This window comes from Bacteroides luti (assembly GCF_900128905.1).
GTDB classification, from domain to species: Bacteria; Bacteroidota; Bacteroidia; order Bacteroidales; family Bacteroidaceae; genus Bacteroides; species Bacteroides luti.
The window spans coordinates 100300-123971 of sequence record NZ_FQTV01000004.1; the positions used below are offsets into that span (position 1 = coordinate 100300).

23 protein-coding genes are annotated in these 23672 nt (G+C 36.9%); 21 read left to right on the top strand and 2 right to left on the bottom strand.

Features of this window, described 5'->3' with window-relative positions; all coding sequences use genetic code 11:
- Positions 1 to 175 precede the first annotated feature (175 nt).
- From rplU to BUC21_RS04840, 4 genes are all read left to right on the top strand, one after another.
- Positions 176 to 493 carry a 50S ribosomal protein L21 gene (rplU, locus tag BUC21_RS04825; RefSeq protein ID WP_073399789.1) on the top strand — a complete coding sequence of 106 codons (318 nt, stop codon included), beginning with the start codon at positions 176 to 178 and terminating at the stop codon, positions 491 to 493.
- A gap of 22 nt (positions 494 to 515) precedes the next feature.
- The gene (rpmA, locus tag BUC21_RS04830) at positions 516 to 785 is read left to right on the top strand and encodes a 50S ribosomal protein L27 (RefSeq protein WP_073399791.1); all 270 of its coding nucleotides are present in this window, start codon (positions 516 to 518) and stop codon (positions 783 to 785) included.
- A 158-nt stretch (positions 786 to 943) separates the two neighbouring features.
- Positions 944 to 2218, top strand: coding sequence for a serine--tRNA ligase (gene serS, locus BUC21_RS04835; protein ID WP_073399793.1), 1275 nt, complete (start codon positions 944 to 946; stop codon positions 2216 to 2218).
- Between the two features lie 179 nt (positions 2219 to 2397).
- On the top strand, positions 2398 to 4692 hold the full coding sequence (locus BUC21_RS04840; RefSeq protein WP_073399795.1) for a bifunctional dihydroorotate dehydrogenase B NAD binding subunit/NADPH-dependent glutamate synthase: 2295 nt from the start codon (positions 2398 to 2400) through the stop codon (positions 4690 to 4692).
- Between the two features lie 441 nt (positions 4693 to 5133).
- On the opposite strand, the gene BUC21_RS04845 is transcribed toward BUC21_RS04840, so the two are convergent.
- Positions 5134 to 5502, bottom strand: coding sequence for a DMT family protein (locus BUC21_RS04845; protein WP_073399797.1), 369 nt, complete (start codon positions 5500 to 5502; stop codon positions 5134 to 5136).
- Between the two features lie 26 nt (positions 5503 to 5528).
- Positions 5529 to 6275 carry a PP-loop family protein gene (locus tag BUC21_RS04850; RefSeq protein ID WP_073399799.1) on the bottom strand — a complete coding sequence of 249 codons (747 nt, stop codon included), beginning with the start codon at positions 6273 to 6275 and terminating at the stop codon, positions 5529 to 5531.
- 153 nt (positions 6276 to 6428) lie between these two features.
- Here BUC21_RS04850 and BUC21_RS04855 point away from each other — a divergent pair, with 153 nt between their 5' ends.
- The 17 genes from BUC21_RS04855 (at position 6429) to BUC21_RS04935 (ending at position 23630) form a co-directional block, all read left to right on the top strand.
- Positions 6429 to 7865 carry a tetratricopeptide repeat protein gene (locus BUC21_RS04855; RefSeq protein WP_073399801.1) on the top strand — a complete coding sequence of 479 codons (1437 nt, stop codon included), beginning with the start codon at positions 6429 to 6431 and terminating at the stop codon, positions 7863 to 7865.
- Between the two features lie 44 nt (positions 7866 to 7909).
- On the top strand, positions 7910 to 8392 hold the full coding sequence (locus BUC21_RS04860; RefSeq protein WP_073399803.1) for an NfeD family protein: 483 nt from the start codon (positions 7910 to 7912) through the stop codon (positions 8390 to 8392).
- A 12-nt stretch (positions 8393 to 8404) separates the two neighbouring features.
- Positions 8405 to 9403 (top strand): flotillin-like protein FloA, encoded by a 999-nt coding sequence (floA, locus tag BUC21_RS04865; protein WP_073399805.1) that lies wholly within the window; start codon positions 8405 to 8407, stop codon positions 9401 to 9403.
- An 89-nt stretch (positions 9404 to 9492) separates the two neighbouring features.
- Positions 9493 to 10362 (top strand): nucleoside phosphorylase, encoded by an 870-nt coding sequence (locus BUC21_RS04870; protein WP_073399807.1) that lies wholly within the window; start codon positions 9493 to 9495, stop codon positions 10360 to 10362.
- 7 nt (positions 10363 to 10369) lie between these two features.
- Positions 10370 to 11758, top strand: a complete 1389-nt coding sequence (gene mnmE / locus BUC21_RS04875) for a tRNA uridine-5-carboxymethylaminomethyl(34) synthesis GTPase MnmE (protein WP_073400055.1) — start codon at positions 10370 to 10372, stop codon at positions 11756 to 11758.
- 188 nt (positions 11759 to 11946) lie between these two features.
- On the top strand, positions 11947 to 13116 hold the full coding sequence (locus tag BUC21_RS04880) for a site-specific integrase (RefSeq protein WP_073400057.1): 1170 nt from the start codon (positions 11947 to 11949) through the stop codon (positions 13114 to 13116).
- Between the two features lie 53 nt (positions 13117 to 13169).
- Positions 13170 to 13883, top strand: a complete 714-nt coding sequence (locus tag BUC21_RS04885; protein WP_073399809.1) for a hypothetical protein — start codon at positions 13170 to 13172, stop codon at positions 13881 to 13883.
- Between the two features lie 139 nt (positions 13884 to 14022).
- A complete protein-coding gene (locus tag BUC21_RS04890; protein ID WP_073399811.1) occupies positions 14023 to 14316 on the top strand; it encodes a helix-turn-helix domain-containing protein in 294 nt (97 codons plus the stop codon).
- Positions 14317 to 14318: 2 nt separating this feature from the next.
- The gene (locus tag BUC21_RS04895; protein WP_073399813.1) at positions 14319 to 14555 is read left to right on the top strand and encodes a helix-turn-helix domain-containing protein; all 237 of its coding nucleotides are present in this window, start codon (positions 14319 to 14321) and stop codon (positions 14553 to 14555) included.
- The gene (locus BUC21_RS04900) at positions 14533 to 15519 is read left to right on the top strand and encodes a helix-turn-helix domain-containing protein (protein WP_073399815.1); all 987 of its coding nucleotides are present in this window, start codon (positions 14533 to 14535) and stop codon (positions 15517 to 15519) included. The genes BUC21_RS04895 and BUC21_RS04900 overlap by 23 nt, the downstream gene beginning before the upstream one ends.
- A 39-nt stretch (positions 15520 to 15558) precedes the next feature.
- Positions 15559 to 16161, top strand: coding sequence for a hypothetical protein (locus BUC21_RS04905; protein WP_073399817.1), 603 nt, complete (start codon positions 15559 to 15561; stop codon positions 16159 to 16161).
- Positions 16148 to 16354 carry a hypothetical protein gene (locus tag BUC21_RS04910; RefSeq protein ID WP_073399819.1) on the top strand — a complete coding sequence of 69 codons (207 nt, stop codon included), beginning with the start codon at positions 16148 to 16150 and terminating at the stop codon, positions 16352 to 16354. The genes BUC21_RS04905 and BUC21_RS04910 overlap by 14 nt, the downstream gene beginning before the upstream one ends.
- A 64-nt stretch (positions 16355 to 16418) precedes the next feature.
- The gene (locus BUC21_RS04915; RefSeq protein ID WP_139261270.1) at positions 16419 to 16730 is read left to right on the top strand and encodes a hypothetical protein; all 312 of its coding nucleotides are present in this window, start codon (positions 16419 to 16421) and stop codon (positions 16728 to 16730) included.
- 8 nt (positions 16731 to 16738) lie between these two features.
- Entirely contained in the window at positions 16739 to 21118 is a 4380-nt protein-coding gene (locus tag BUC21_RS04920; RefSeq protein ID WP_073399822.1) for a tape measure protein, read from the top strand.
- A 199-nt stretch (positions 21119 to 21317) separates the two neighbouring features.
- A complete protein-coding gene (locus BUC21_RS04925; RefSeq protein WP_139261273.1) occupies positions 21318 to 21668 on the top strand; it encodes a hypothetical protein in 351 nt (116 codons plus the stop codon).
- 20 nt (positions 21669 to 21688) lie between these two features.
- Entirely contained in the window at positions 21689 to 22036 is a 348-nt protein-coding gene (locus BUC21_RS04930) for a hypothetical protein (protein ID WP_073399826.1), read from the top strand.
- A gap of 502 nt (positions 22037 to 22538) precedes the next feature.
- Complete coding sequence (locus BUC21_RS04935; protein ID WP_073400059.1) at positions 22539 to 23630, top strand: competence protein CoiA family protein; 1092 nt, start codon at positions 22539 to 22541, stop codon at positions 23628 to 23630.
- Positions 23631 to 23672 lie beyond the last annotated feature (42 nt).

The following is a 23672-nucleotide window of genomic DNA, read 5'->3' on the forward strand; positions in this document are numbered from 1 at the left end:
ATTATTATAATAGCAAATGCCCTCATAATAAAGAGAATAAATTTCTCTAAAATATTTGTCCAATTAAAATAGAATAAGTAATTTTGTGCCCTAATTAGTCCGCGCGGGTAAATAAGAGATGTTAAATGATTAAGATCCACCTTCCGGAGAGAACCTGTATAACAAAATATAACAGATGTACGTAATTGTAGAAATTAACGGCCAGCAATTTAAAGCAGAAGCTGGAAAAAGAATGTATGTTCATCACATACAAGACGCTGAAAACGGAGCGACTGTAGAATTTGACAAAGTATTGTTAGTTGACAAAGATGGCGCAGTGACTGTAGGAGCCCCAACAGTAGAAGGTGCAAAAGTAGTATGCGAAGTAGTTTCTCACCTTGTAAAAGGCGACAAAGTAATCGTATTCCACAAGAAGAGAAGAAAAGGTTACAGAAAACGTAACGGTCACCGTCAACAATTTACAGAGTTAAACATTAAAGAAGTAGTAGCTTAATCAATTAAATTTTTAAGAAGAAATGGCACATAAGAAAGGTGTCGGTAGTTCTAAGAACGGCCGCGAATCACATAGCAAACGATTAGGCGTAAAAGTATATGGTGGACAAACTTGCAAAGCTGGTAATATCATCATTCGCCAAAGAGGTACAGAACATCACCCAGGTTTAAACATGGGTATGGGTAAAGATCACACACTTTACGCATTAGTTGATGGTGTTGTAACATTCAAGAAAGGAAGATTAGATCGTTCATACGTATCTATCATCCCTGCTGAAACAACAGAAGCATAACAACGATTTTTGTTTCAAATAAAAAAAAGTTCCTGTAACATTCGTTGCAGGAACTTTTTTTATTATTTAAAGGATTAAAAAGATTATAATATCATCTTATCTTATTTTTATTTATCTTTGTGGCTCTAAATAAAAAAACTATAAAAACAGTATAAGATATGCTTACACTTAAAGTAATTACAGAAAAGACCGACGAGGTTCTTCGTGGTCTGGAAAAGAAACACTTTAAAGGCGCACAGGAAGCCATAGATAAAGTGCTGGAGTTAGATAAAAAAAGACGTACTGCACAAAATGAGCTGGATAAGAATCTTGCCGAAGTAAATACTCTCTCGAAATCCATTGGTAAACTAATGAAGGAAGGGAATAAAGAAGAAGCAGAATCGGCGCGCACAAAAGTAAGCGAAATCAAAGAGGGAAACAAAGCTTTGGAAACAGCAATGAACGAAGCTGCAGAAGAACTTCAGGTTCTGCTTTGCACAATCCCTAACCTACCCCACTCTTCAGTTCCTGAAGGCTATGGCGCCGACGACAACAAAGTAGAGAAAATGGGTGGTGTTACTCCCGAACTTCCTGCAGATGCAGTTCCACACTGGGATCTTTGCAAGAAATATGATTTGATTGACTTCGAACTTGGAGTTAAAATTGCAGGTGCAGGTTTTCCTGTTTACAAAGGAAAAGGTGCTCGCCTTCAAAGAGCTTTAATTAACTTCTTCCTTGATGAAGCCCGTAACGCAGGTTACCTGGAAATTGAGCCTCCTTATGTAGTAAATGCAGCTTCCGGTTACGGAACAGGACAGTTACCTGACAAAGAAGGCCAGATGTATCATGATAATCAGGATGATTTATACTTAATCCCTACAGCAGAAGTTCCTGTAACAAACATCTACAGAGATGTAATCCTTACAGACAACGAACTACCTGTTAAGAACTGTGCATACTCTGCATGTTTCCGCCGCGAAGCTGGTTCTTATGGAAAAGATGTAAGAGGATTAAACCGTTTGCACCAGTTCAACAAAGTAGAAATTGTTCGCATAGATAAGCCTGAACATTCTTACGATTCACTGAAAGAAATGATTGCTCACGTAGAAAATCTGGTTAACAAACTGGAATTACCTTATCGTATTCTTCGTCTTTGCGGAGGTGATATGAGCTTCACTTCAGCCATTACATTCGACTTTGAAGTATTCTCAGCAGCACAACAACGTTGGTTGGAAGTTAGTTCTGTATCCAACTTTGAATCATACCAGGCTAACCGTCTGAAATGTCGCTACCGTACAGGAGACAAGAAGACAGAACTTTGCCACACACTGAATGGTAGTGCTTTAGCTTTACCACGAATCGTAGCTGCCCTACTTGAAAACAATCAAACTCCGGAAGGCATTCGCATACCAAAAGCATTGGTTCCTTATACCGGATTTGATATCATCGACTAAGTAATCCCCCAAAAGGGAATTAAATAAGCATAAACCAGAGCGTTTCCTATGTTAAGTGTAGTGAAACGCTCTGGTTTTTTTATAGTCATAGTTTTGAAATGAAAAACAATAAGATTACCTTTGCCAATACCGACATACTGAAATTACAAGTCTAATATAAATATCATATTTCTACTTTTATGAATAAAATAATTAATAAAGAACACTTCTCAGAGAAAGTCTTTAAGCTGGAAATTGAAGCACCATTGATTGCTCGCTCCCGCAAAGCAGGACATTTCGTAATTGTCCGCGTTGGAGAAAAAGGCGAACGCATGCCATTAACCATTGCCGGAGCAGACCTAAACAAAGGAACTATCACTCTCGTTGTCCAGGAAGTGGGACTTTCTTCGACAAAACTATGTAATCTTGAAGTTGGAGAATATATTACTGACGTAGTAGGTCCATTAGGACAGGCAACTCACATTGAAAACTTCGGAACTGTGGTTTGTGCTGGTGGTGGTGTAGGTATAGCTCCTCTTCTACCAATTGTTCAGGCATTAAAGGCTGCAGGCAACAAGGTTATAACTGTTCTTGCCGGACGTACAAAAGAACTTATCATTCTTGAAAAAGAGATGCGCGAAAGTTCTGATGAAGTAATCATTATGACCGACGACGGTTCTTACGGTAATAAAGGTGTAGTTACAGTTGGCGTTGAGGAAGTGCTTCTTCGTGAAAAGGTAGATAAATGCTTTACTATCGGACCGGCAGTAATGATGAAGTTCGTTTCTTTATTAACTAAAAAATATGAAGTTCCTACTGAAGCTTCTCTGAATACTATAATGGTAGACGGAACTGGTATGTGTGGAGCATGCCGTGTAACTGTAGGAGGAAAAACTAAGTTTGTTTGCGTAGATGGTCCTGAGTTTGATGCTCATCAGGTAGACTTTGACGGAATGATTAAACGTATGAGTGCCTTCAAGGATGCTGAAAAAGAAGAAATCAAGAAGTTAGGATCACCAAAATGCGAGATTACCAAAAGTCAGCATGCCGAAGACCGCACTGCACCATGGCGTGAAGAATTGCGTAAAAGCATGAAAGCAAAAGAACGTACCGATATTTCACGCGTTCACATGAACGAACTTGATCCTGAATATCGTTCACACAACCGTGAAGAAGTAAACCAGGGCTTAACCATGGAGCAAGCACAACAAGAAGCAAAACGCTGCCTTGACTGTGTTAATCCTGGTTGTATAACTGGCTGTCCGGTTGAAATCAATATACCTAAGTTTATTAAAAACATAGAACGTGGAGAAGTGCTAGAAGCAGCCAGAACTCTTAAAGAAACAAGCGCGCTTCCAGCAGTATGCGGTCGTGTTTGTCCACAGGAGAAACAGTGCGAATCAAAATGTATCTACGTTCAGAAAATGAATAAAGAAGCTGTTGCCATTGGTCACCTAGAACGCTTTGCTGCCGATTTCGAAAGAGAAAGCGGACAAATTTCAGTTCCAGATTTAGATGAAAGCAACGGAATTAAAATAGCAGTTATCGGCTCCGGTCCTTCCGGACTCTCTTTTGCCGGAGATATGGCTAAGCTGGGATATGATGTAACTGTATTCGAAGCATTACACGAAATTGGAGGAGTACTTAAATATGGTATTCCTGAATTCCGTTTACCAAATAATATTGTCGATGTAGAAATCAATAACCTCGAAAAGATGGGAGTTGCTTTCGAGAAAGACTGTATTGTTGGAAAAACTATCACTGTAGAAGAATTAAAGGAAAAAGGATTTAAAGGTTTCTATGTTGCATCAGGTGCCGGACTTCCTAACTTTATGAATATACCAGGCGAAAACTCACTGAACATTCTTTCATCTAACGAGTATCTTACACGCGTTAATCTTATGGATGCTGCAAATCCGGAATCGGATACTCCTGTAGCTTTCGGTAAGAACGTAGCTGTAATTGGCGGAGGTAATACTGCAATGGACTCTGTACGTACTGCAAAACGTTTGGGAGCAGAACGCGCCATGATTATTTACCGTCGTTCGGAAGAAGAAATGCCAGCTCGTCTAGAAGAAGTTAAGCATGCAAAAGAAGAAGGTATTGAATTCCTTACTTTACATAACCCTATTGAATACATTGCCGACGAACGTGGATTTGTTAAGCAGGTAGTTCTTCAGAAAATGGAACTTGGCGAACCAGATGCATCCGGCCGTCGCAGCCCGGTTGCCATACCAGGTGCAACTGAAACAATCGACATCGACCTTGCTATTGTCAGTGTAGGTGTATCTCCTAACCCAATTGTTCCAAGTTCAATTAAAGGACTGGAAACAGGAAGAAAAGGAACAATCAATGTAAACGATGAAATGGAATCATCAATTCCAATGATTTTTGCAGGAGGAGATATTGTACGAGGCGGAGCAACCGTAATTCTTGCTATGGGTGATGGTCGTAAAGCTGCAGCAGCAATGGATCAGAAATTCAAAAACAAATAACTTGCATAAAGCATTTCAACTTATATAACCGAAAGGCCGGATTTGAAAAAGTCTGGCCTTTTTTATTGGATAAACGTTAGGTCTACAAATATTCACGGCCGACTGATAAGTGCTAGTTTAAAGTGCGCGGGCAACCATGCCATTTTTTTGTTTTCTTACGGGGTGAGATAAAAATGCCCGCGCCTAATAATCAGTATATTATCTTTAAAAATAAAATAGTAAGACAGAAAAGCTGGCGAAACATTATCATTCATAGAGTCTTTTTCGAGTTAAAATGTGTTATACAACTGATTATCAATAATATTTTCTTCTCAATTTTATGCCCATTTGAATAAAATACCTCCTAAAATCATCTTATTTAAAACCGATTATAGATTTGTTAACATATTGATATTTTATTATTATACGTTATATACGAGCGAAACGAATATTGGGTTATAATTACTTCATAAAAACAAAATAAACAGCCATTACCAGACAAGCTCCTGCAGCTACATGGTTCCAGTGCAAAGATTCACCTTTAAATAACATGGTAGAAAACACCGTAAAAACAATAAGAGTAATCACCTCCTGCACAACCTTTAATTGCATCAGACTAAAAGGACCACCATTTCCATTAAATCCTAACCGATTGGCTGGAACCTGACACATATATTCGGCCAAAGCAATACTCCACGAAAATATGATAACTCCTATTAAAGGCCAGTTACTAATAACCTTATCTTCCTGCAATTTTAAATGGCCATACCAGGCAAACGTCATAAATATATTCGATATAACCAAAAGTAAAATAGAATAAAAACCTTGCATAATTTTAAATATTAAAATACACTATATTAAATACCCGTTTCAGGCAATAAATCAGTCTGTATATTGTTCATACTTCCCCAAAGACTGTAACGAGCCTCCGGATTCATTTTTTCGAATAAGCGAAGCACTTCTTTCATATCCGAACGGTGAGAATCAACCTCATACGGACAATTCTTTTTCTGCTTCTTAAAGTTCCTCACTCCGGCCAGAGCAATAAGATCCGCTTCAGGAATAAGGCACATTGGGCGGATTATTGTCATATCAAACTTTCTCATCATAAGTTTCGGAGGCATACTACTGAACGCTCCCTGAAAAACCTGATTCATCAGCAGCGTTTCCAGAATATCATCCATATGGTGACCTAATGCAATTTTATTGCAGCCTTGTTCCTTAGCCACTGTAAAAAGAGCTTTCCGTCTGTTCCATGAACAAAGAAAACAAGGAGACTTACGAGTATCAGTCGATGCATCAAAAGAAGTTTCGCTATACACAAAAGGAATACCAAATGATTCGGCATAATTTTTCAGATACTCCACATCCGAGTGATAAGGAATGTTAGTCATGGCAATATATGCTGCCACAACAGAAAAGCGAGGTTTAAATATCTTTGAACGTCGACCAAGAAGTTCCAATAATGCCAGAGAATCTTTCCCTCCGGAAAGTCCTACAAGGATTTTATCACCTTCGTCAATCAAACGATATTTCACAACCCCCTTATTAAACCGTGTTTCTACACGTCTATAAATCTTTTCTTCTTCTGTAAACTGCGCCATATTCTTTAAATTGGGCACAAAATTACATGAAACCAGATGAATAAATACAGCAAAATAATCTTTTAAAGAAGAATTAACATAATAGCATATTTGTAATTCGTATAATAACTAAAAACTTTGTACTTTTGAAGTTCTTAATTTAACGAAACTAGCATGAAAAAGAAACATGTAATATTTATTCTTTTTTGCCTGTCGGCTTTTTCAATATCTGCTCAAACCCTGGAAGAAGCTAAAGAGCTATTTAAGAATGGGCAGTTTGAACAGGCAAAACCTGCATTCTACAAGTTATTAAAAAGTACTCCTAAAAACCCAAACTACAATTTTTGGTATGGTGCATGCTGCTATGAAACCGGAGAAAAAAATAATGCTGAAAAATATTTAGTTGTTGGTGCCAGCAAGAAAATTCAGGAAGCTTTCCGCTACTTAGGTCAACTATACAGCGAGCAGTATCGCTATGAAGAAGCTGAAGAAAATTTTAGCGCCTACGAAGCAATGCTGATAAAAAATAATCAGCCAACTGAAAAATACGAAAATGCCATAAAGCAAGCAACCTTAGGAAATCAGATGATTAAGGGAGTTGAGAAAGTTGCAATTGTAGACAGTATTATTGTTAATAAGAGCAATTTTCTGAATGCTTATAAAATTAGTGAAGAATCCGGATCACTTTCTCCTTTTAATGAGTTCTTTGAAACAGAAGGAAATAATGAAGGTATTGTTTATCAAACAGAATTAGGGAATAAGCTTTACTACGGCGATAAAGGTAAAGGAAATCATCTAAATATTTACACCAAAACCAAGTTACTTGATCAATGGAGTGAACCCGCATTACTTCCTACCTCAATCAATTCAGGCAGCGATGCCAATTATCCGTTTGTTATGTCGGATGGAATCACCATCTACTACGCATCCAAAGGAAAAGGTTCAGTGGGTGGATATGATATTTTCGTTACCCGTTATAATAGCGATACAGATAATTATCTGAATCCTGAAAACGTAGGTATGCCATTTAATTCACCGTTCAATGATTACATGTACGTAATCGACGAATTCAATAACCTGGGCTGGTTTGCATCCGATCGTTACCAACCGGAAGGTAAAGTATGCATCTATATCTTTATTCCAAATGAATCTAAACAGATTTATGATTACGACTCTACTGATAATGGCAAGCTAATTTCACTTGCAAAAATCAGTTCCATAAAAGAGAGCTGGAAAGGAAGAGAAGCGGATGTAAAAGCTGCAAAAGAACGTTTGGCAGAAGTTAGAAACAGTAAACCTCAGGCTAAAGAAAACAATGAATTTGAATTCGTAATTAATGATAATATAACATACACTCGTCAGGCTGATTTTACCTCTCCAAAGGCAATAGAACTAGTCAAGAAATGGCAACAAGCTCTTTCTGATTATAAAGAACAGGCTCAGAAACTGGAGAAACAACGTGATACTTATTACAAATCCACTAAGGATAAGCAAAATTCTCTGGCTCCCGGTATACTAGACTTGGAGAAAAGAGTGGAACAGATGGATAATGAAATAAAATTATTAGAGATCAGTATCCGTAACGAAGAAAATAATTTCCTAAAGAAGTAGACAATTGTAATATTTTTACTTATATTTGGCAAAAAGAAGATTATATGGATATACTTATTATAATAGGACTTATTATAGCCGGAATCATTTTATTTCTTATTGAAATATTTGTCATTCCAGGAATCAGTTTTGCTGGAATAGGTGCATTCTTTTGTCTTATATATGCTAATTATTTTGCTTTCTCTAATTTAGGAAATACAGCCGGATTCATTACTTTGGCTGCTTCAGCCATAGCTTGCGTAGCTTCATTAATTATATTTATGAAGTCAAAAACGCTGGATAAAATGGCTCTTAAAAAAAATATAACCTCAACCGTTGACAATAAAGCCGAACAAAGCGTAAAGGTTGGCGACGAAGGAATAGCATTCACACGTCTGGCGCTGATTGGCATGGCCGATATTAACGGACACCATGTAGAAGTTCGTTCCATTGACGGATATATTGAAGAGAAAACACCTATCGTTGTATCCCGTATAGACAATGGTACCATTCTGGTAGAGAGAATAAAACAAGAAACTACAAACTAATACGATAAAAAAATGATCAGTCCTACTTTTCTGACGATGATTCTTATTGGAGGAGGTATCCTCTTCCTGGTCATCTTCTTTCATTATGTACCGTTTTTCCTTTGGCTTTCAGCTAAAGTATCAGGAGTAAATATATCGTTGGTGCAGCTATTTCTTATGCGCATACGTAATGTTCCGCCATACATCATTGTTCCGGCAATGATTGAAGCCCACAAAGCTGGCCTCAGCACCATTACCCGTGACGAACTGGAAGCCCATTATCTGGCGGGCGGACATGTTGAAAAAGTGGTTCATGCACTAGTCTCCGCTTCAAAAGCCAATATCGAATTATCTTTCCAGATGGCTACAGCTATTGACCTTGCCGGTCGTGATGTATTCCAGGCCGTGCAGATGTCAGTTAATCCTAAAGTTATTGATACACCTCCTGTTTACGCTGTGGCAAAGAATGGTATTCAGTTAGTTACTAAAGCACGTGTAACAGTTCGTGCCAATATTAAAAGACTGGTGGGTGGAGCTGGCGAAGATACAATTCTTGCTCGTGTAGGCGAAGGCATTGTTGCTTCCATTGGTTCTGCAGACAGTCATAAAGATGTACTGGAACATCCGGACAGCATTTCCAAGGTAGTGTTGCATAAAGGACTCGACCAAGGTACTGCTTTCGAAATACTTTCCATTGATATCGCGGATATTGATATTGGTAAGAACATTGGTGCCGAACTTCAGATAGATCAGGCTAACGCTGATAAGAATATTGCTCAGGCTAAAGCAGAAGAGCGTCGTGCCATGGCTGTGGCTTCCGAACAGGAAATGAAAGCCAAAGCACAAGAAGCCCGTGCAAAGGTAATCGAAGCAGAAGCAGAAGTTCCAAAGGCTATGGCTGATGCTTTCAGAAGCGGCAATCTTGGGATCATGGATTATTGCAAAATAAAGAACATAGAAGCAGACACTTCAATGCGCGAAACTATTGCAAAGCCGGTATCTTCATCACCAAAGAAACCTTTGACTGAATAAGAGATCGGTAAACTTAATATATGTTGCCATTGTTGTATTCTCAGCTATGGCAACATTTCTTTTATATATTGACCTAAAACAGAAACAATATGAGATATTTTGCTGAATCAGAATTGATAATAAACCCCGACGGTTCGGTATTTCATCTACACGTAAAACCGGGACAACTGGCAGATAAAGTTATCCTTGTTGGCGATCCGGGCAGAGTAGCTACCGTAGCTGCCCACTTTGACAACAAAGAGTTTGAAGTAGAAAGCAGAGAATTCAGAACCATTACCGGTACCTACAAAGGAAAAAGAATAACAGTTCTCTCCACCGGCATAGGATGTGATAATATAGATATTGTGGTAAATGAGCTTGATGCATTGGCCAACATAGATTTCAACACTCGTGAAGAAAAGAAAGAATTTCGTAGTCTCGAACTTGTTCGCATCGGAACTTGCGGCGGATTACAACCCAATACACCGGTAGGCACGTTTATCTGCTCACAGAAATCAATCGGTTTCGACGGATTACTTAATTTCTATGCCGGAAGAAATGAAGCTTGTGATCTTGCTTTTGAAGAGGCATTCAAGAAACACATGAACTGGTCTCCCCTACTATGCGCACCTTATGTGATTGACGCCAATGCGGAACTCATTGCACGCATAAACCAAGGAGATATGGTAAACGGTGTAACTATTGCTGCCGGAGGGTTCTTCGGACCGCAAGGACGCGAACTTCGTGTGCCGCTTGCCGACCCAAAACAAAACGAAAAGATAGAGTCATTTGAATACAACGGTTATAAAATCACCAACTTCGAAATGGAAAGTTCGGCATTAGCAGGGCTCTCAAAATTGATGGGTCACAAAGCCATGACTGTGTGCATGGTTATTGCCAACCGCCTTATCAAGGAAGCCAACCCTAATTATAAAAACTCTATTGATACATTAATTAAAACCGTACTCGACAGAATTTAACAAGATGATAAACCAGGATACAATCTGCGCCGTAGCCACCGCACAAGGAGGAGCCATCGGCATAATCAGAGTCTCAGGCCCCGAAGCCATAGCTATAACTAGCTCAATATTTATGCCCGTGCAGGAAAAAGTGAAACTGCAAGAAAAAGAAGCATACACCCTTACCTTTGGAAAAATCTGCAAAAGAGAAGAGGTGATAGATGAAGTGCTTGTCAGCCTTTTCCGTGCCCCCCACTCCTATACAGGCGAAGACTCCACAGAGATATCGTGTCATGGTTCATCATATATCTTGCAACAGGTCATGCAGCTTCTTATAGAAAAAGGTTGCCGCTCTGCCCTTCCGGGAGAGTTTACACAACGTGCCTTTCTCAATGGAAAGATGGACCTCAGTCAGGCCGAAGCGGTAGCCGATCTTATCGCTTCCTCATCTGCAGCAACCCATCGCCTTGCCATGAGTCAGATGCGTGGTGGATTCAGTAAAGAGCTAACCGACCTACGTACCCAACTGCTCAACTTTGTTTCCATGGTAGAATTGGAGCTCGACTTCAGTGAAGAAGATGTAGAGTTTGCCAACCGCGACGCACTTCTAAAGCTGACAGAGAACATCGAGCAAGTCATTACTCGCCTGGCAGATTCGTTCAATGTGGGCAACGCCATAAAGAACGGAATTCCCGTAGCCATTATTGGAGAAACAAACGCCGGAAAGTCCACACTGCTCAATGTGTTGCTTAATGAAGAAAAAGCTATTGTCAGCGATATTCACGGTACCACACGCGATGTGATTGAAGATACCATAACCATAAAAGGCACGCTGTTCCGCTTTATCGACACAGCCGGTATCCGCGAAACGCACGATAAGATTGAAAGCATCGGTATTGAGCGCACCTTCCGCAAGCTCGATCAGGCCGAAATCGTACTCTGCATGATTGCTGCTACCGATAGTCACGAGCAAATAGAACAACTGGCTGCCAAAATCAAGCCAAAGTGCAAAGGCAAGCAACTCATTATGGTTTTCAACAAAAGCGACCTCATCACCGAAGAACAGAAAAACGATCTGGAGAAACTGGCTATCAAGCATAAATCGAGCCATATCTTTATCTCGGCAAAGAACCGTGAAAACACCATTGAACTGGAAGACCTGCTAGTAAAAACCGCCAATCTTCCAACCGTTACTCAGAATGATGTGATTGTAACCAACATCCGTCATTACGAAGCACTGGTACATGCCCTCGATTCTATTCATCGAGTAAAAGATGGATTACATAATAACATCTCAGGCGACTTCCTTTCACAGGATATCCGTGAGTGTATGCATTACCTTGGAGAGATTACAGGAACTATATCTAACGATGAAATTTTAGGGAATATCTTTTCACATTTTTGTATTGGAAAGTGATGTCTATTTTTAAGATAAACAAAGATATAAAGAAAGCATAAATAAAACAATAAAAGCCTTATTAAACAAGGCATTAAAGTAAAGCAGATTAAAATTATTTTTTATTTTAGTTTGCTTTTTTTATTGTGTTTTTTGTTGTTACTTTGTTGCTGAAGATAGAGAGCAACAAACCAGCAACAAAAAAATATATGGGAGCAACAAAAGTTAAAGCCTCAACAAAGGCACAAAAAGAGCCTGTAAGACTAAGAGAAAGAGAATTAACCAACGGTAGTAAAAGTCTGTATCTTGATATTTACAGAGATGGTAAACGAGAATATGAGTATTTAAAGCTCTATCTTATCAAAGCTACCACACCAATAGAAAAAGAACAGAATCGCCAAACATTGGGCACTGCTCAAGCTATTAAAGCCAAACGACAAATAGAGATACAAAACGGAGAATACGGATTTGCAAGCTCATTTAAAACAGATACTCCTTTCCTGGCATATTTCAGAAAATTATGTGAAGAAAGAAAAGCGAGCACGGGTAATTATGGAAATTGGCATAGCTGTTTGAAACACCTTGAACATTACGCCAACGAAAAAACAACTTTTAAACAAATAGGTCCTGATTTTATAGACGGATTTAAAGACTATCTGAACAACACGGCTAAGGACCTACACAAATATAGATTAAACAATATATCAGATAATGAGGCTACAAAACCACTTTCTCAGAACTCTAAAGTAAGCTACTTTAATAAACTAAGGGCCTGTATTAACCAAGCGTTTGATGATCGTATACTTCCAATAAATCCATTAAGAGGTATTGATGGGTTTAAACAAGATGAAACAGAAAGAGTGTACCTTACTTTGGATGAGGTGAAAAAATTAGCTAAAACAGACTGCAAATACCCTGTATTAAAACGAGCCTTCCTTTTCAGTTGCTTAACAGGTATCAGAAAAAGCGATATCGAAAAAATGATATGGGGAGAGATTCAAACTTTTGGCGATTTTACAAGAGTCGTATTTAAGCAGAAGAAAACAGGAGGTCAAGAGTATTTGGATATCAATAAACAAGCAGAAGAATATTTGGGTGAAAGAGATATAGACAATTCCCGCGTCTTTTCTGGATTTAGATATAATAGCCAAGTGCTTATTGAGTTGAAACGATGGTGTTTAAAAGCCGGAATAACAAAAGATGTTACTTTCCATAGTGGTAGGCACACATTCGCTGTGATGATGCTTGATTTAGGGGCCGAACTATACACTGTCTCAAAGCTACTAGGGCATAAAGAGATAAAGACTACACAAATCTATGCCAAAGTCTTAGATAAAAAGAAACAAGAAGCTATTTGTCTTATCCCGGACATTACATAGGGTAGATTTGTATCTGGTAGTGACTTTCTTAGTTTTAATTTAAAAAAGCAATTATGAGGCTAAAAAATAATTTTTTAAAAGAGGTGCAAGAAGCCCAAGTAAGAGGCGACACCCAATTACATCGTATAGGAATTCGCATTAACAACCAAGTAAAAGGTGAGTTTAAAGCGGAGAATTTTACCGATAAGCTTATAAAAGACTACGCAAATACAAGACTTCCTATAAGCCTTTACATTGAAGCAGAAACAGATCGTTTAAAGAACATATACAGTGCTTTAAAAGCTTGCTATGGAGCTTTAATTAGTGAATGTGAGGGCGCTGGAATCATAGGTCAATATTTGGATTTTATTTCTAAGGATGGAATCAATATATTATCTCCTAAAGAAAATGAATCGATCTCAAATAGTCGATTTAACAATAATCAATTTAGCCGTTCATTTAAAAATGAAGGACTTGAGTATGTATATAAAATCCTTTTAGATAAAGGATATATTGAGGAAGCCTTACACGATGATTTTTATTATGTATTTGGTAATATAATAGATAAGCCAAAAGAATTTCATAAGATAGTTTGGAAAAAGGAACTAAAAGCACTTGCTACTTTCATAAATGCATTTACTGAAGATTTCAATAGATGGGCAATAGCACAAAATTGCTTTCTAATAAATGGGAAAACAATTAGTGTAGGTTCAATAAAATCATCTGTTAGTGGAAAAAAACTACACAAAGACTATAATTTTTTTAAAGATTTAGTAGCAGACCATTAAAATTGCACCAAATAAGTTAACGGGTGGCTAACGGGTTATTCTGTTAGCCTTTTTTTTGTTTCATTTTCTTTGATATTTGCAATGTAATTACAAGAAATAAGGTGCGCACCTTAATACTAATAATTAATAACTTGTAGATATGAATGAAGAATTAATGGGTAAACTTGATAGGATTGAAAAGCTCACCCTCTTATCAGTTAAGAATGTGCTAAACATTGAAGATGTTTCACTACTTACAGGATTAAGTAAAGGTTTCTTGTATAAAATGACTTGCAGAAATGAAATACCATTTTACAAGCCTAACAATAAGAACATATTCTTTGACCGTGCAGATGTTGAAAGCTGGATGAAACGAAATAAGATTGCATCTACAGAAGAGATTGACCAAAAGGCTAACAACTATGTAGTCAATGGAAAGAAAGGAGGGCTTTAATAATGGATGAAGCAAAGTTAATATTGCTACTGTCTGACGGTGGAAGACATAGCGTTATAGAAATAGTTAAACGGCTGTTCATTGTTGACCCAAGAGCCGTTATTAGAAACATCAGAAACAGGGGTGTAAACGTTTCCGATGAATGGGTAAAAACTCCAAGTGGGAAGAAGTATAAACTTTATTGGATAGATCAAAAAAGGCCTGAATACTATGGGGATGAATTACATAGAACTGATTAACGACTTCTGGCGACTTCATACCGAAGAACAATTTACCCCCGCTGAAGGCCTTATGTATATGCATTTGTTGGATGTTTCCAATCACTTAGGATGGAAAAACCCATTTAAACAAGCAAATGCAAGAATTGCGTCCGTCCTTGGCGTAACTGAAAAAACTATTGTCACAGCAAGGCGGCATTTGGAAGAAGCCGGGTTAATTGAGTATAAACACGGACAAGGCCGAAGATATGTTTCTTCTTATACGCTTTTAAAAGTTGATGAAAATGCACCCGAAAAAGGTACCCAAAAAGTGGAAATAAAAGACCCCTTTTATAACATTCAGAACAATAAAGGTACCCGAAAAAGCACCCAAAAAGTGGAAATAAAAGACCCCTATTCGGGCGGAAACACTACCGTCAACATAAAACATAAACAAAAAGAAACAAAAGAATATAATATATTATCTCCTAAAGAAGATAATATACCTTCCACACCTGAAGGCGTGAAAGCCTCTAATGGCAAAAAAAGTACAATTACGGCACTTCCTTTCAAGAAAATAACTGAGTTATGGAACGAAACGTGTACAAGCTATGCCAAGGTTCTAAATCTAAGCGAAAGCCGTAAAAACAAAATACGCATCCGCGTTGAAGAAATGGGAGGAATTGAAAAAGCTCTTCCTGTTTTGCAGCAAATTTTCACTAACGTTCAAAATAATTTATTTCTAAAAGGTCAGAATCAAAGAGGATGGAAAGCATCCTTTGATTGGATATTTGAAAACGACAAAAATTGGGTTAAAGTATTTGAAGGGAATTACGACAATGACAAAAACTACAAAAACAGTGGGGAACATACTTCCTCAGATGGAGCTAAAGAAAAGCGTGACCGGGAATTTGCAGAGCACATCGCAACCCAAATGGGTTGGGGAAATAAGAATGCCGAAACAGCAGGAATTGAAGAACTCATTAACTCCGTCAGAATTGGTTAATCAATGAGATGGAATCACTAATTTATAAAATTAAGCATTATGAAAAATAAAGAAAGAATTCTTTTAAAAGAAGACGAAATTCTACAAGAAAAAAGAATAGATGAAGCCAAGGAAGTAGCTTTATACATAAATGAGAAAGTAATACCTCAAATACTAGAGTTAGGCATACAGCCCAGTAATGAGGTTATAATTGATGTTTTAAAAGAAGCCCGAATAACAACAGAACTTTATAATGAGATGGTTGAAAAAGATATCTCTAAGTTTGATTCTAGGGCTGTTAAAAGCAATTTGAGAGCAAAGGCTAACAAAGTATTAGAAAATACTAAAGTCTACTTTGAACGGGCAAAATATGATATCAGAGGACAGAACCAATATCTAAGATATTTGGATATTCAAGATGGGGTGTGCATTCTGAGTGAAGAAGGTATAGAATCCATTAAAGAAGGTTGCAGGTATTATTTAGAGTCAGAAGATGAAATCAGGGCTTACAAGGCTCACAAAAAGGTTGTGGAAGCTCTCAATGAGTTCTTTAATGGAAGAATACCAATGCTTTGGCAAACTCTATTTGACGTTAAAAATGGAGAATTTATTATTAACCCGAATGCTAATTATAAATACATCTTAGGAAATGGGAGTAACTAAAGAAGCTTTAGAAAAAGCGCACAAACTTAGAATTGCAAGATTGCAAAAAGAAGCAGAAGAACAAAAAATCTCACATATTGTAAACAAAGGAACTCTTTCTATCGAATACGGAGTTATGGAATCAGCCTTGCAAAAGATGAGGGAAAACACTCCACATAGAGAGTTTTGTTTAGATAGTAGTCGCTCTGAATAGATTTATGAAAGCGTTTACAGTACAAACGCTTATGGTACAAACACTTTTTAATATAAAAATAATTATGGAAAAGAAATTAGAAGCAATAAATCCTAATAAAATAGGGCTATTGATGCAAGATATAGCAGACATCCTTAAAAAAGACACAGACCCCGAAACAGGCAGAATGTCGGTTTATTCTGATGTAGATTTTCAAAAATTAAAAGAAATAAGCCAAAATAGAGGCGTTAATCTTTATGATTTGGCCGATATCACTATTGCAATAGTGAGAAGTATTGTTGTGAACCAAGAAGAGTTAAAAAATAAAGCCTCAACACGTCCAGGTGAATTAATGGTTCAGATAGAGTCTTTAAGATTAGATTTAAACAATAAATAGTAAGCGCTATGAATTACGACGAAGGGAAAGAATATTACGGCATAAGCCTCGATGATTCAGAATTGAGAGCTGCTGCTGCGCGTGTCAAAAACGCATTCAGTCAAATAGGCAATAGTGCAGAATCAGAGGGCTCAAGGATAGACAATGCTTTTAATAAGATCGCTGCTACGGCTGCCGGGATATTCACAATAGAGAAAGCCACTGAATTTGCAAAGTCGATAATTGATGTTAGAGGTGAGGTTGAATCTCTTGAAATCTCATTTGAAACATTAGTTGGGAATAAGAAAGAAGCTCAGGAACTGATGTCGTCCATCCGACAGTACGCCGTTGAAACTCCTATGTTGCTAGGGGACTTAGCCAAAGGCGCACAAACTCTCTTATCATTCAATATAGAGGCCCAGAATATAATGCCAATCTTAAAGCAAATTGGTGATATTTCTATGGGCGATGCGAATAAATTTAATTCGCTAATCCTTGCATTCTCTCAGATGTCATCTACTGGAAAATTGATGGGACAAGACCTATTGCAGATGATTAATGCCGGGTTCAATCCATTAACTGAAATTTCCGCTAAAACAGGCAAATCAATCAGTGATCTTAAGAAAGATATGGAGGCTGGTTCTATTTCTTCCAAAATGGTAGCTGAAGCATTTGCTTCTGCCACAGCTGAAGGAGGGAAATTTAATGGTATGCTTGAAAAGCAAAGTAAAGGAATTAAAGGCAGCATTTCCAATCTTGAAGGAGCAATGGAAGATGCTTTTAATAATATTGGAAGTAATAACCAAGACTTTATTACCGGGGGTATAGCCCTTGCTACTCAACTTGTGCAGAACTATGAGACATTAGGTAAAGTTATCGCTGGCTTGGTCGCTACGTATGGAACCTATAAGGCCGCTGTCTTAGTTGTTAACCTAGTGCTAAAAGAGCAGGCCGCAATAAATGCAATGGTAGCCGCTTCAAATGGTGTGTTTAATTCATCTTTAGCTGCTCAATGGCTATGGACAGAAAGGCTGCAAAAGGCTCAAGCTTTTCTAAATAAAACTATGTTATCAAACCCGTATGTGTTAGCTGCTACATTAGTAGCCGGATTAGCTGTAACTCTATGGGCCTTATCAGATTCAACTTCATCAGCGGAGAAAGCGCAAAAGAACTTTAATGATACGATGAATGGCATTAAAGATAATTGCGACGCGTTAAAGTCTAAAACAGATTCGTTAATCTCAACTATCCGCGATGAATCCTCAACAAGGTATCAAGCAAATAAGGCATATCTTGAATTACAACAGATAATGCCTCAAACCTTTAAGCATCTGGATATTGAAAGAATTAAAACGATGAATCTCGTTGATGTTCAAAAGATGCGTAATGAAGAGCTAGGCCGGACAATGAGAATGGGTATAGCTGTCAAGGCCGTACAAGCAAAACAGGACTACGAAATTGCCAAAAAAGCCTATTTCTATAGTTTAAAAGTGAACGGCGCTCCATCTCCTGTCTTAAGAGATGATATGATTGAGAAACTTGATACCTGGAAATTATTTCAATCATCATCCGATACATCAAATAAAGCATTAAAAGCGGCGGCGACTACTCCTTTATCATCCATTTCTAAGGAAACAACAGAGGCCACAAGCAAAATAAGAACTCTAAAGAAGGAAATTGCAAGCCTAAGAAGTGGGAAAACTAAATCAACTAATTACGCTGAAGAAATTGAGTCTAAAAGTAAAGAGTTAAAAACTTGGGAAACTAGGCTCTCTACTCTTACCGGGGTAACAAAATCAACTGAATCGGCCGCACAGAAAGCAGCTCACACAGCAGAAAACAAAAGAAAGCAAGAAGTTGAATCTGAAAATAAAATATCGGAATTAAAAAGCAAGCAATCTCTTGAAGAACGAAGAGCTGATGAAGACATACAAAATCAGATCGAGCAAGCTCATATTGATATTTTAAAAGACGGCAACGAAAAAACACTTGCTCAAATGCAATTCAACCATAAAAAAGAGTTGCAGCAATTAGACCGTCAAAAAGAAGACTATATCAATAAAATTATAGATTCTGAAAGGGCAAAATTCAACGCTGACCCAAAGAATAAGGGAAAGTTATTTAATATTGATAACGTCCAGATTCCACAAGCGCAGATTGACGAATACGACTCTTTCAGAAAAGCCACTGAAGCCAAGCAGCAAAAAGAATATGATGATTTTTATAAGACGCTGACAGATAAATACAAGAATTATGCAGATCAGCGCCTAGCCATTGAGGAAAAGTTTAATAAGGACATTGAAACGTTGCGTCAACGACGTGCTGAAGCTATTGCAAGCGGTAATAAATCACGCGTTGATGAAATGGATAAGGCTATTGCTCAAGCAACCGTTGACAAGGGTAAAGAGTTAATGACTTTTGATTTTGGAAGGCTCAAAGAATCTCCTGAATATGTCCGGGCTTTTGAGGACTTGAAAAATACTTCATCTGAAACGCTTGATTCCCTGTTGTCTCAGTTGCAAGATGCAAAGCAGACAGCTGCAACGGTCCTTTCTCCCGACCAATTGCGAGAGTACACCACCACTATTCAGTCTATTATTGACGAATTGGCGAATAGAAACCCTTGGCAGACTATTATTGACCGCAAAAAAGAACTTGCTGAAGCTGAACAAGAGCTTAAGAAAGCAACATTGGAGCTTAGATACATTCAGAATGGTGGAAAGATCGGAAATGGTGAAACTACTTATAATAAATCAACTGGTAAGATTGACCAGAAATATATTACTGAGGAACAGGCAATCAAGAAAGTTAATGCGGCTAAGGATAAGTATAATAAAACTGATAACGAAACAAAGAAAGCTGAAAAGCAACTTTCAGACCAAGTTTTAGAACTTACCGACTCCTTTAAAAAGGTTGGTGATGCTATTGGAGGAACAGAAGGCGAAATAATTTCCTTTATAGGCGATATCGGCTCGTTTGTAATGACTTCTATGCAGAGTATTGATAAAGTATCAACTGCAAGCGCAAATTCAATAAAAGCTGTTGAGAAAGCGTCTGTCATCCTTACTATTATTTCTATGGCTATCCAGCTGATGGAAAAGCTTGATTCTCTTTTATCAAATAAAGCATATGAAGATTACCTTAAATATGATGCAAAAATTGAAGAGATAAATAAAATCACTGATGCTGTTAATGAATATCAGCTGGCTGTTTTAAAAGCCAATCAAGCGGAGTTAAATTGGTTCTCAGATGATAAACTTCAAAGCCTTAAGGATTATAAAGATCAGCAGGGAAAAATATTCGAACAATATCAGAAGAAAATAACAGAAGAACAGGCCGTTTATCAAAATAAAAGTGGCGGAGGTTGGTTGACATCTACAGCCCAGCTTCTAACTGGCCAATGGTTTACTGATACCGTTTTTGGAACGAATTTAACCGGGCATAAATATAATAAAGAAACTGCGGCGGCTATTAATAATTTAAAGATTGAAACCAGAAAATCAAGCAAGGGATTCCTTGGCTCGGGAATCGGCGGTAAATCTCAAAAGACAGAGGATTTGCTTGCCTGGATAAAATCAGTCCCTGAATTATCAAATCTTGGAGACCTATTTGATGCCAATAATCAAAATATGATTAACAAAGAGCTTGCCGACACTATTCTTGATAAATACGGTGATAAACTCGTTGGCCAGACAAAGGAGACACTAGAGGCCCTTGTTAAAATGAGGGAACAGTATGACGAATACATCAAGCAGCTCCGGGAGTATGTCAGCTCACTATATGAACCACTCGTTGATGATTTCGTAAGTAGTATGTGGGATTGGTTGGATAATGGGAAAGATGCCTTAGACAGCTTTAAAGATTACGCAAGTAATACTTTCCGTGACATTGTTTCCGATATGCTAAAAACAATGATTCTTGATAAGGTTGTAGACGGGTTCCAGAATGATATTGCCGGATTTTATGAAAAGTGGTCTGCTGGCAACCTTACTTATGAGGACTTAATGGCGCAAGTTACAGCTCGTACGGCTACGTTAATGAATAGTTATCAAGCACAATTGCCAACGTTACAGGATATGCTTAAAAATATATCAGCTGGCCTTAATGGAATTGGAATTGATATTACTAATACTGATTCTTCATCCAGATCGGGAACAACCAAAGGTGTAACAACAGCAAGTCAGGATAGCGTTGATGATCTTACCGGGAGAGCAACGAACATTCAGGGACATACATACACCATATCTGAGTGTAGTAAAACGCTTGTAGAACAAAACAGTAAGATGCTGGAAGCAATGCAAGGAATAAAGACTAACACCGACAGATTGGCCCCTATACAATCAAGTATAGGTTCACTGAAAACAACCTTAGATGATATTTCTTCGAGAGGCGTTAAAATAAGAAATTAAAGTACGTTTATAATATAAACGCTTTGCAAAGTTTAACATTTATGCGTTTACCGTATAAACGTTTACATAATTTACTAAAAACAAATTGATTTTGCAATAGGTTTTTTTTTAAATCTTTCGTAGATATTTGTCCCGGGGTAATAAAGCATTAGCTCCACAACAACAATTTCATTATTTTACAACTAAATTTTTTATTAATATGGAAACAGATATCACTTTTTCAACAAATGAAAAAAACGCTATTATTGCAAAACTCATTGATTACAACAAAACATATACTGGGGGTGCGCTTGTCAGTGAAGATGAAATTCAAAGTAAGATAAACACTTTATCCTCAATAATGGAGAAAATGAACATTGTTAATGCTGGATTTATGGATAATACGCCCAGTATTATTGATGCGATAAACAATAGTTCATATAAACCAGAAGAAAAAAGAAGTATGATTGAATCAGTGTCTATTGAAGTACAATTAAGAAACCTAATAAACCGCAACCTAGATGATATTTCTTTCTTTTCTTGTTTACTAACCGAAATAGCAGACGTATAATAACACAAATACTAATCATTATGAAAAAAACTATTTTTTCCAGCAAAGATAAAGAAGCAATAATAGCAAAAGTAGTCGAGTTTAATAAAAAATATACCAATGGTGGGATTACAAATAGTGATGATGCTTATTGTAGATTATTATCTGCAAGAAGTATAACTGAAGCGATTTGTGATTTTAATGAATATTTTATTGATAGTGTGCCCTTTATTGTTGATGCAATAAATAAAAGTGATTATCCTGATTTTCAGAAGAAAATTATGATATCAGGATTACACACTGAAACAGCAACCAGAACTTTTCTTGACCGACAGAATGAAAACTTAGTCTTTTTAGACTCACTTCTATATGAATTGATAAATAATTAATCCAATCCTTTTTTAAATAGCAGTAAGGCGGCAAACCCGAGAGGGCAAGTCGCCTTTTTTATGTTTTATAAAAAAAATGAGAATCAGCTTTATTATTAGTTTTATTCTTCTAAATTTGGAACTGAAATGACATTAAATCTATTTTTTTGTTGCTGTTTTGTTGCTTATAACAAAATATATAGCACTTAATCAAATGATAAACAACTAATTAACAGCAACACTTCACATTTTGTATTGGCAAGTAATTGGTGATTATCATCGATTAGCATATATTACTATTGATTAAAGCAGGCTGATAATCAGCTTGTTTTAATCTTTTTAATTCAAGATACTTATTCCTATATTCCGATATTATTTCTACTCTTGCATCTTATACTATAGAAAGTTTTTCACGTCAAAATGTGACTTTTAAAAACACGAATCAACACTTTTCCTTGAGAGAATGAGTTAGTAGCTACATTGGAAAAGAGAATTGATCTCGTTGAACTTTAACAAAAAAACTATGAAACACATTCATGCATACCAACATTATGCACTTAACACCAACAATGAGTTAGTACATATTAATAGCACAGTAAACAATGGCACCACAAAATATTACTGCCCCTTCTGCCATCAGGATATGATAACCAAACGTGGAGACATAAGACAATGGCATTTTGCTCACAAATCCGACAAGGAAGAATGCTCCTATGATAAATATTTACACACAATTGCAGAGAAACTAATAATGGATTGGTTCAATAAAACTGATTCTATAAAGCTTGTACTGTCCACAGATAATAAATGTAGTAAATATGAAGACTGCAAATTTTATAATTCTTTCTATTGTAGAAAAGATGACACTGCTGATTTTGAATTAAAAACATTTTATTCTAACTGTTCCTTAGAAAAGCGATATATAGTAAATGACAAGGCGTTTGTTGCAGATATATTATGTAACAACAAAACGAATTCATCTTCTCCTCTTTTTCTTGAGATTTATGTATCTCACAAATGCGAGCAAGCAAAGATAGATTCTGGTATTAGAATAATTGAGTTTCATGTTCAATCAGAAGAAGATATATTGAACATCATAAATTCTTCTGAGATTAGAGAAGGTGACAATATTATGTTGTACAACTTTAAACGAAAAGACAAATATACCGATAAACTAGAAAGACCTTTCGAGAAATACATCTTATTTTCAAACATGAAAAGTTATGTAGACAAGATCAGCTATACATGTAAGAATTTTAATCGGTTACATAAGGGCATTTATGAAATTAGTTTTCCATACAATGACTGTAGATCACTTTTCCTTAATTGTGGTGGCTTTTATGTCGTTGGTAAGGCTAAAGCTTATTATGATAACTTCTTAAAAAAGGATTGCAGTTTATGCAAATATCATTCTAAAGACACAGAGGGTAATGATTTATGCAAGTTGTATAAAAAATGCGGAAATCATAAATATTGTAGAGATAATGATGCAGCAATATGTACTATGTTTAGGATGAACCAAGATATTATAAATCTAGCTATTTCAGAATTTAATAAGTTTACTTCCCAAAACCATGTAGATATTTGGCCTCAAAATATATATAGCATGAAATAATTAACGGATTCATTTTAATACATACAGATTAGAAGCAAGCAT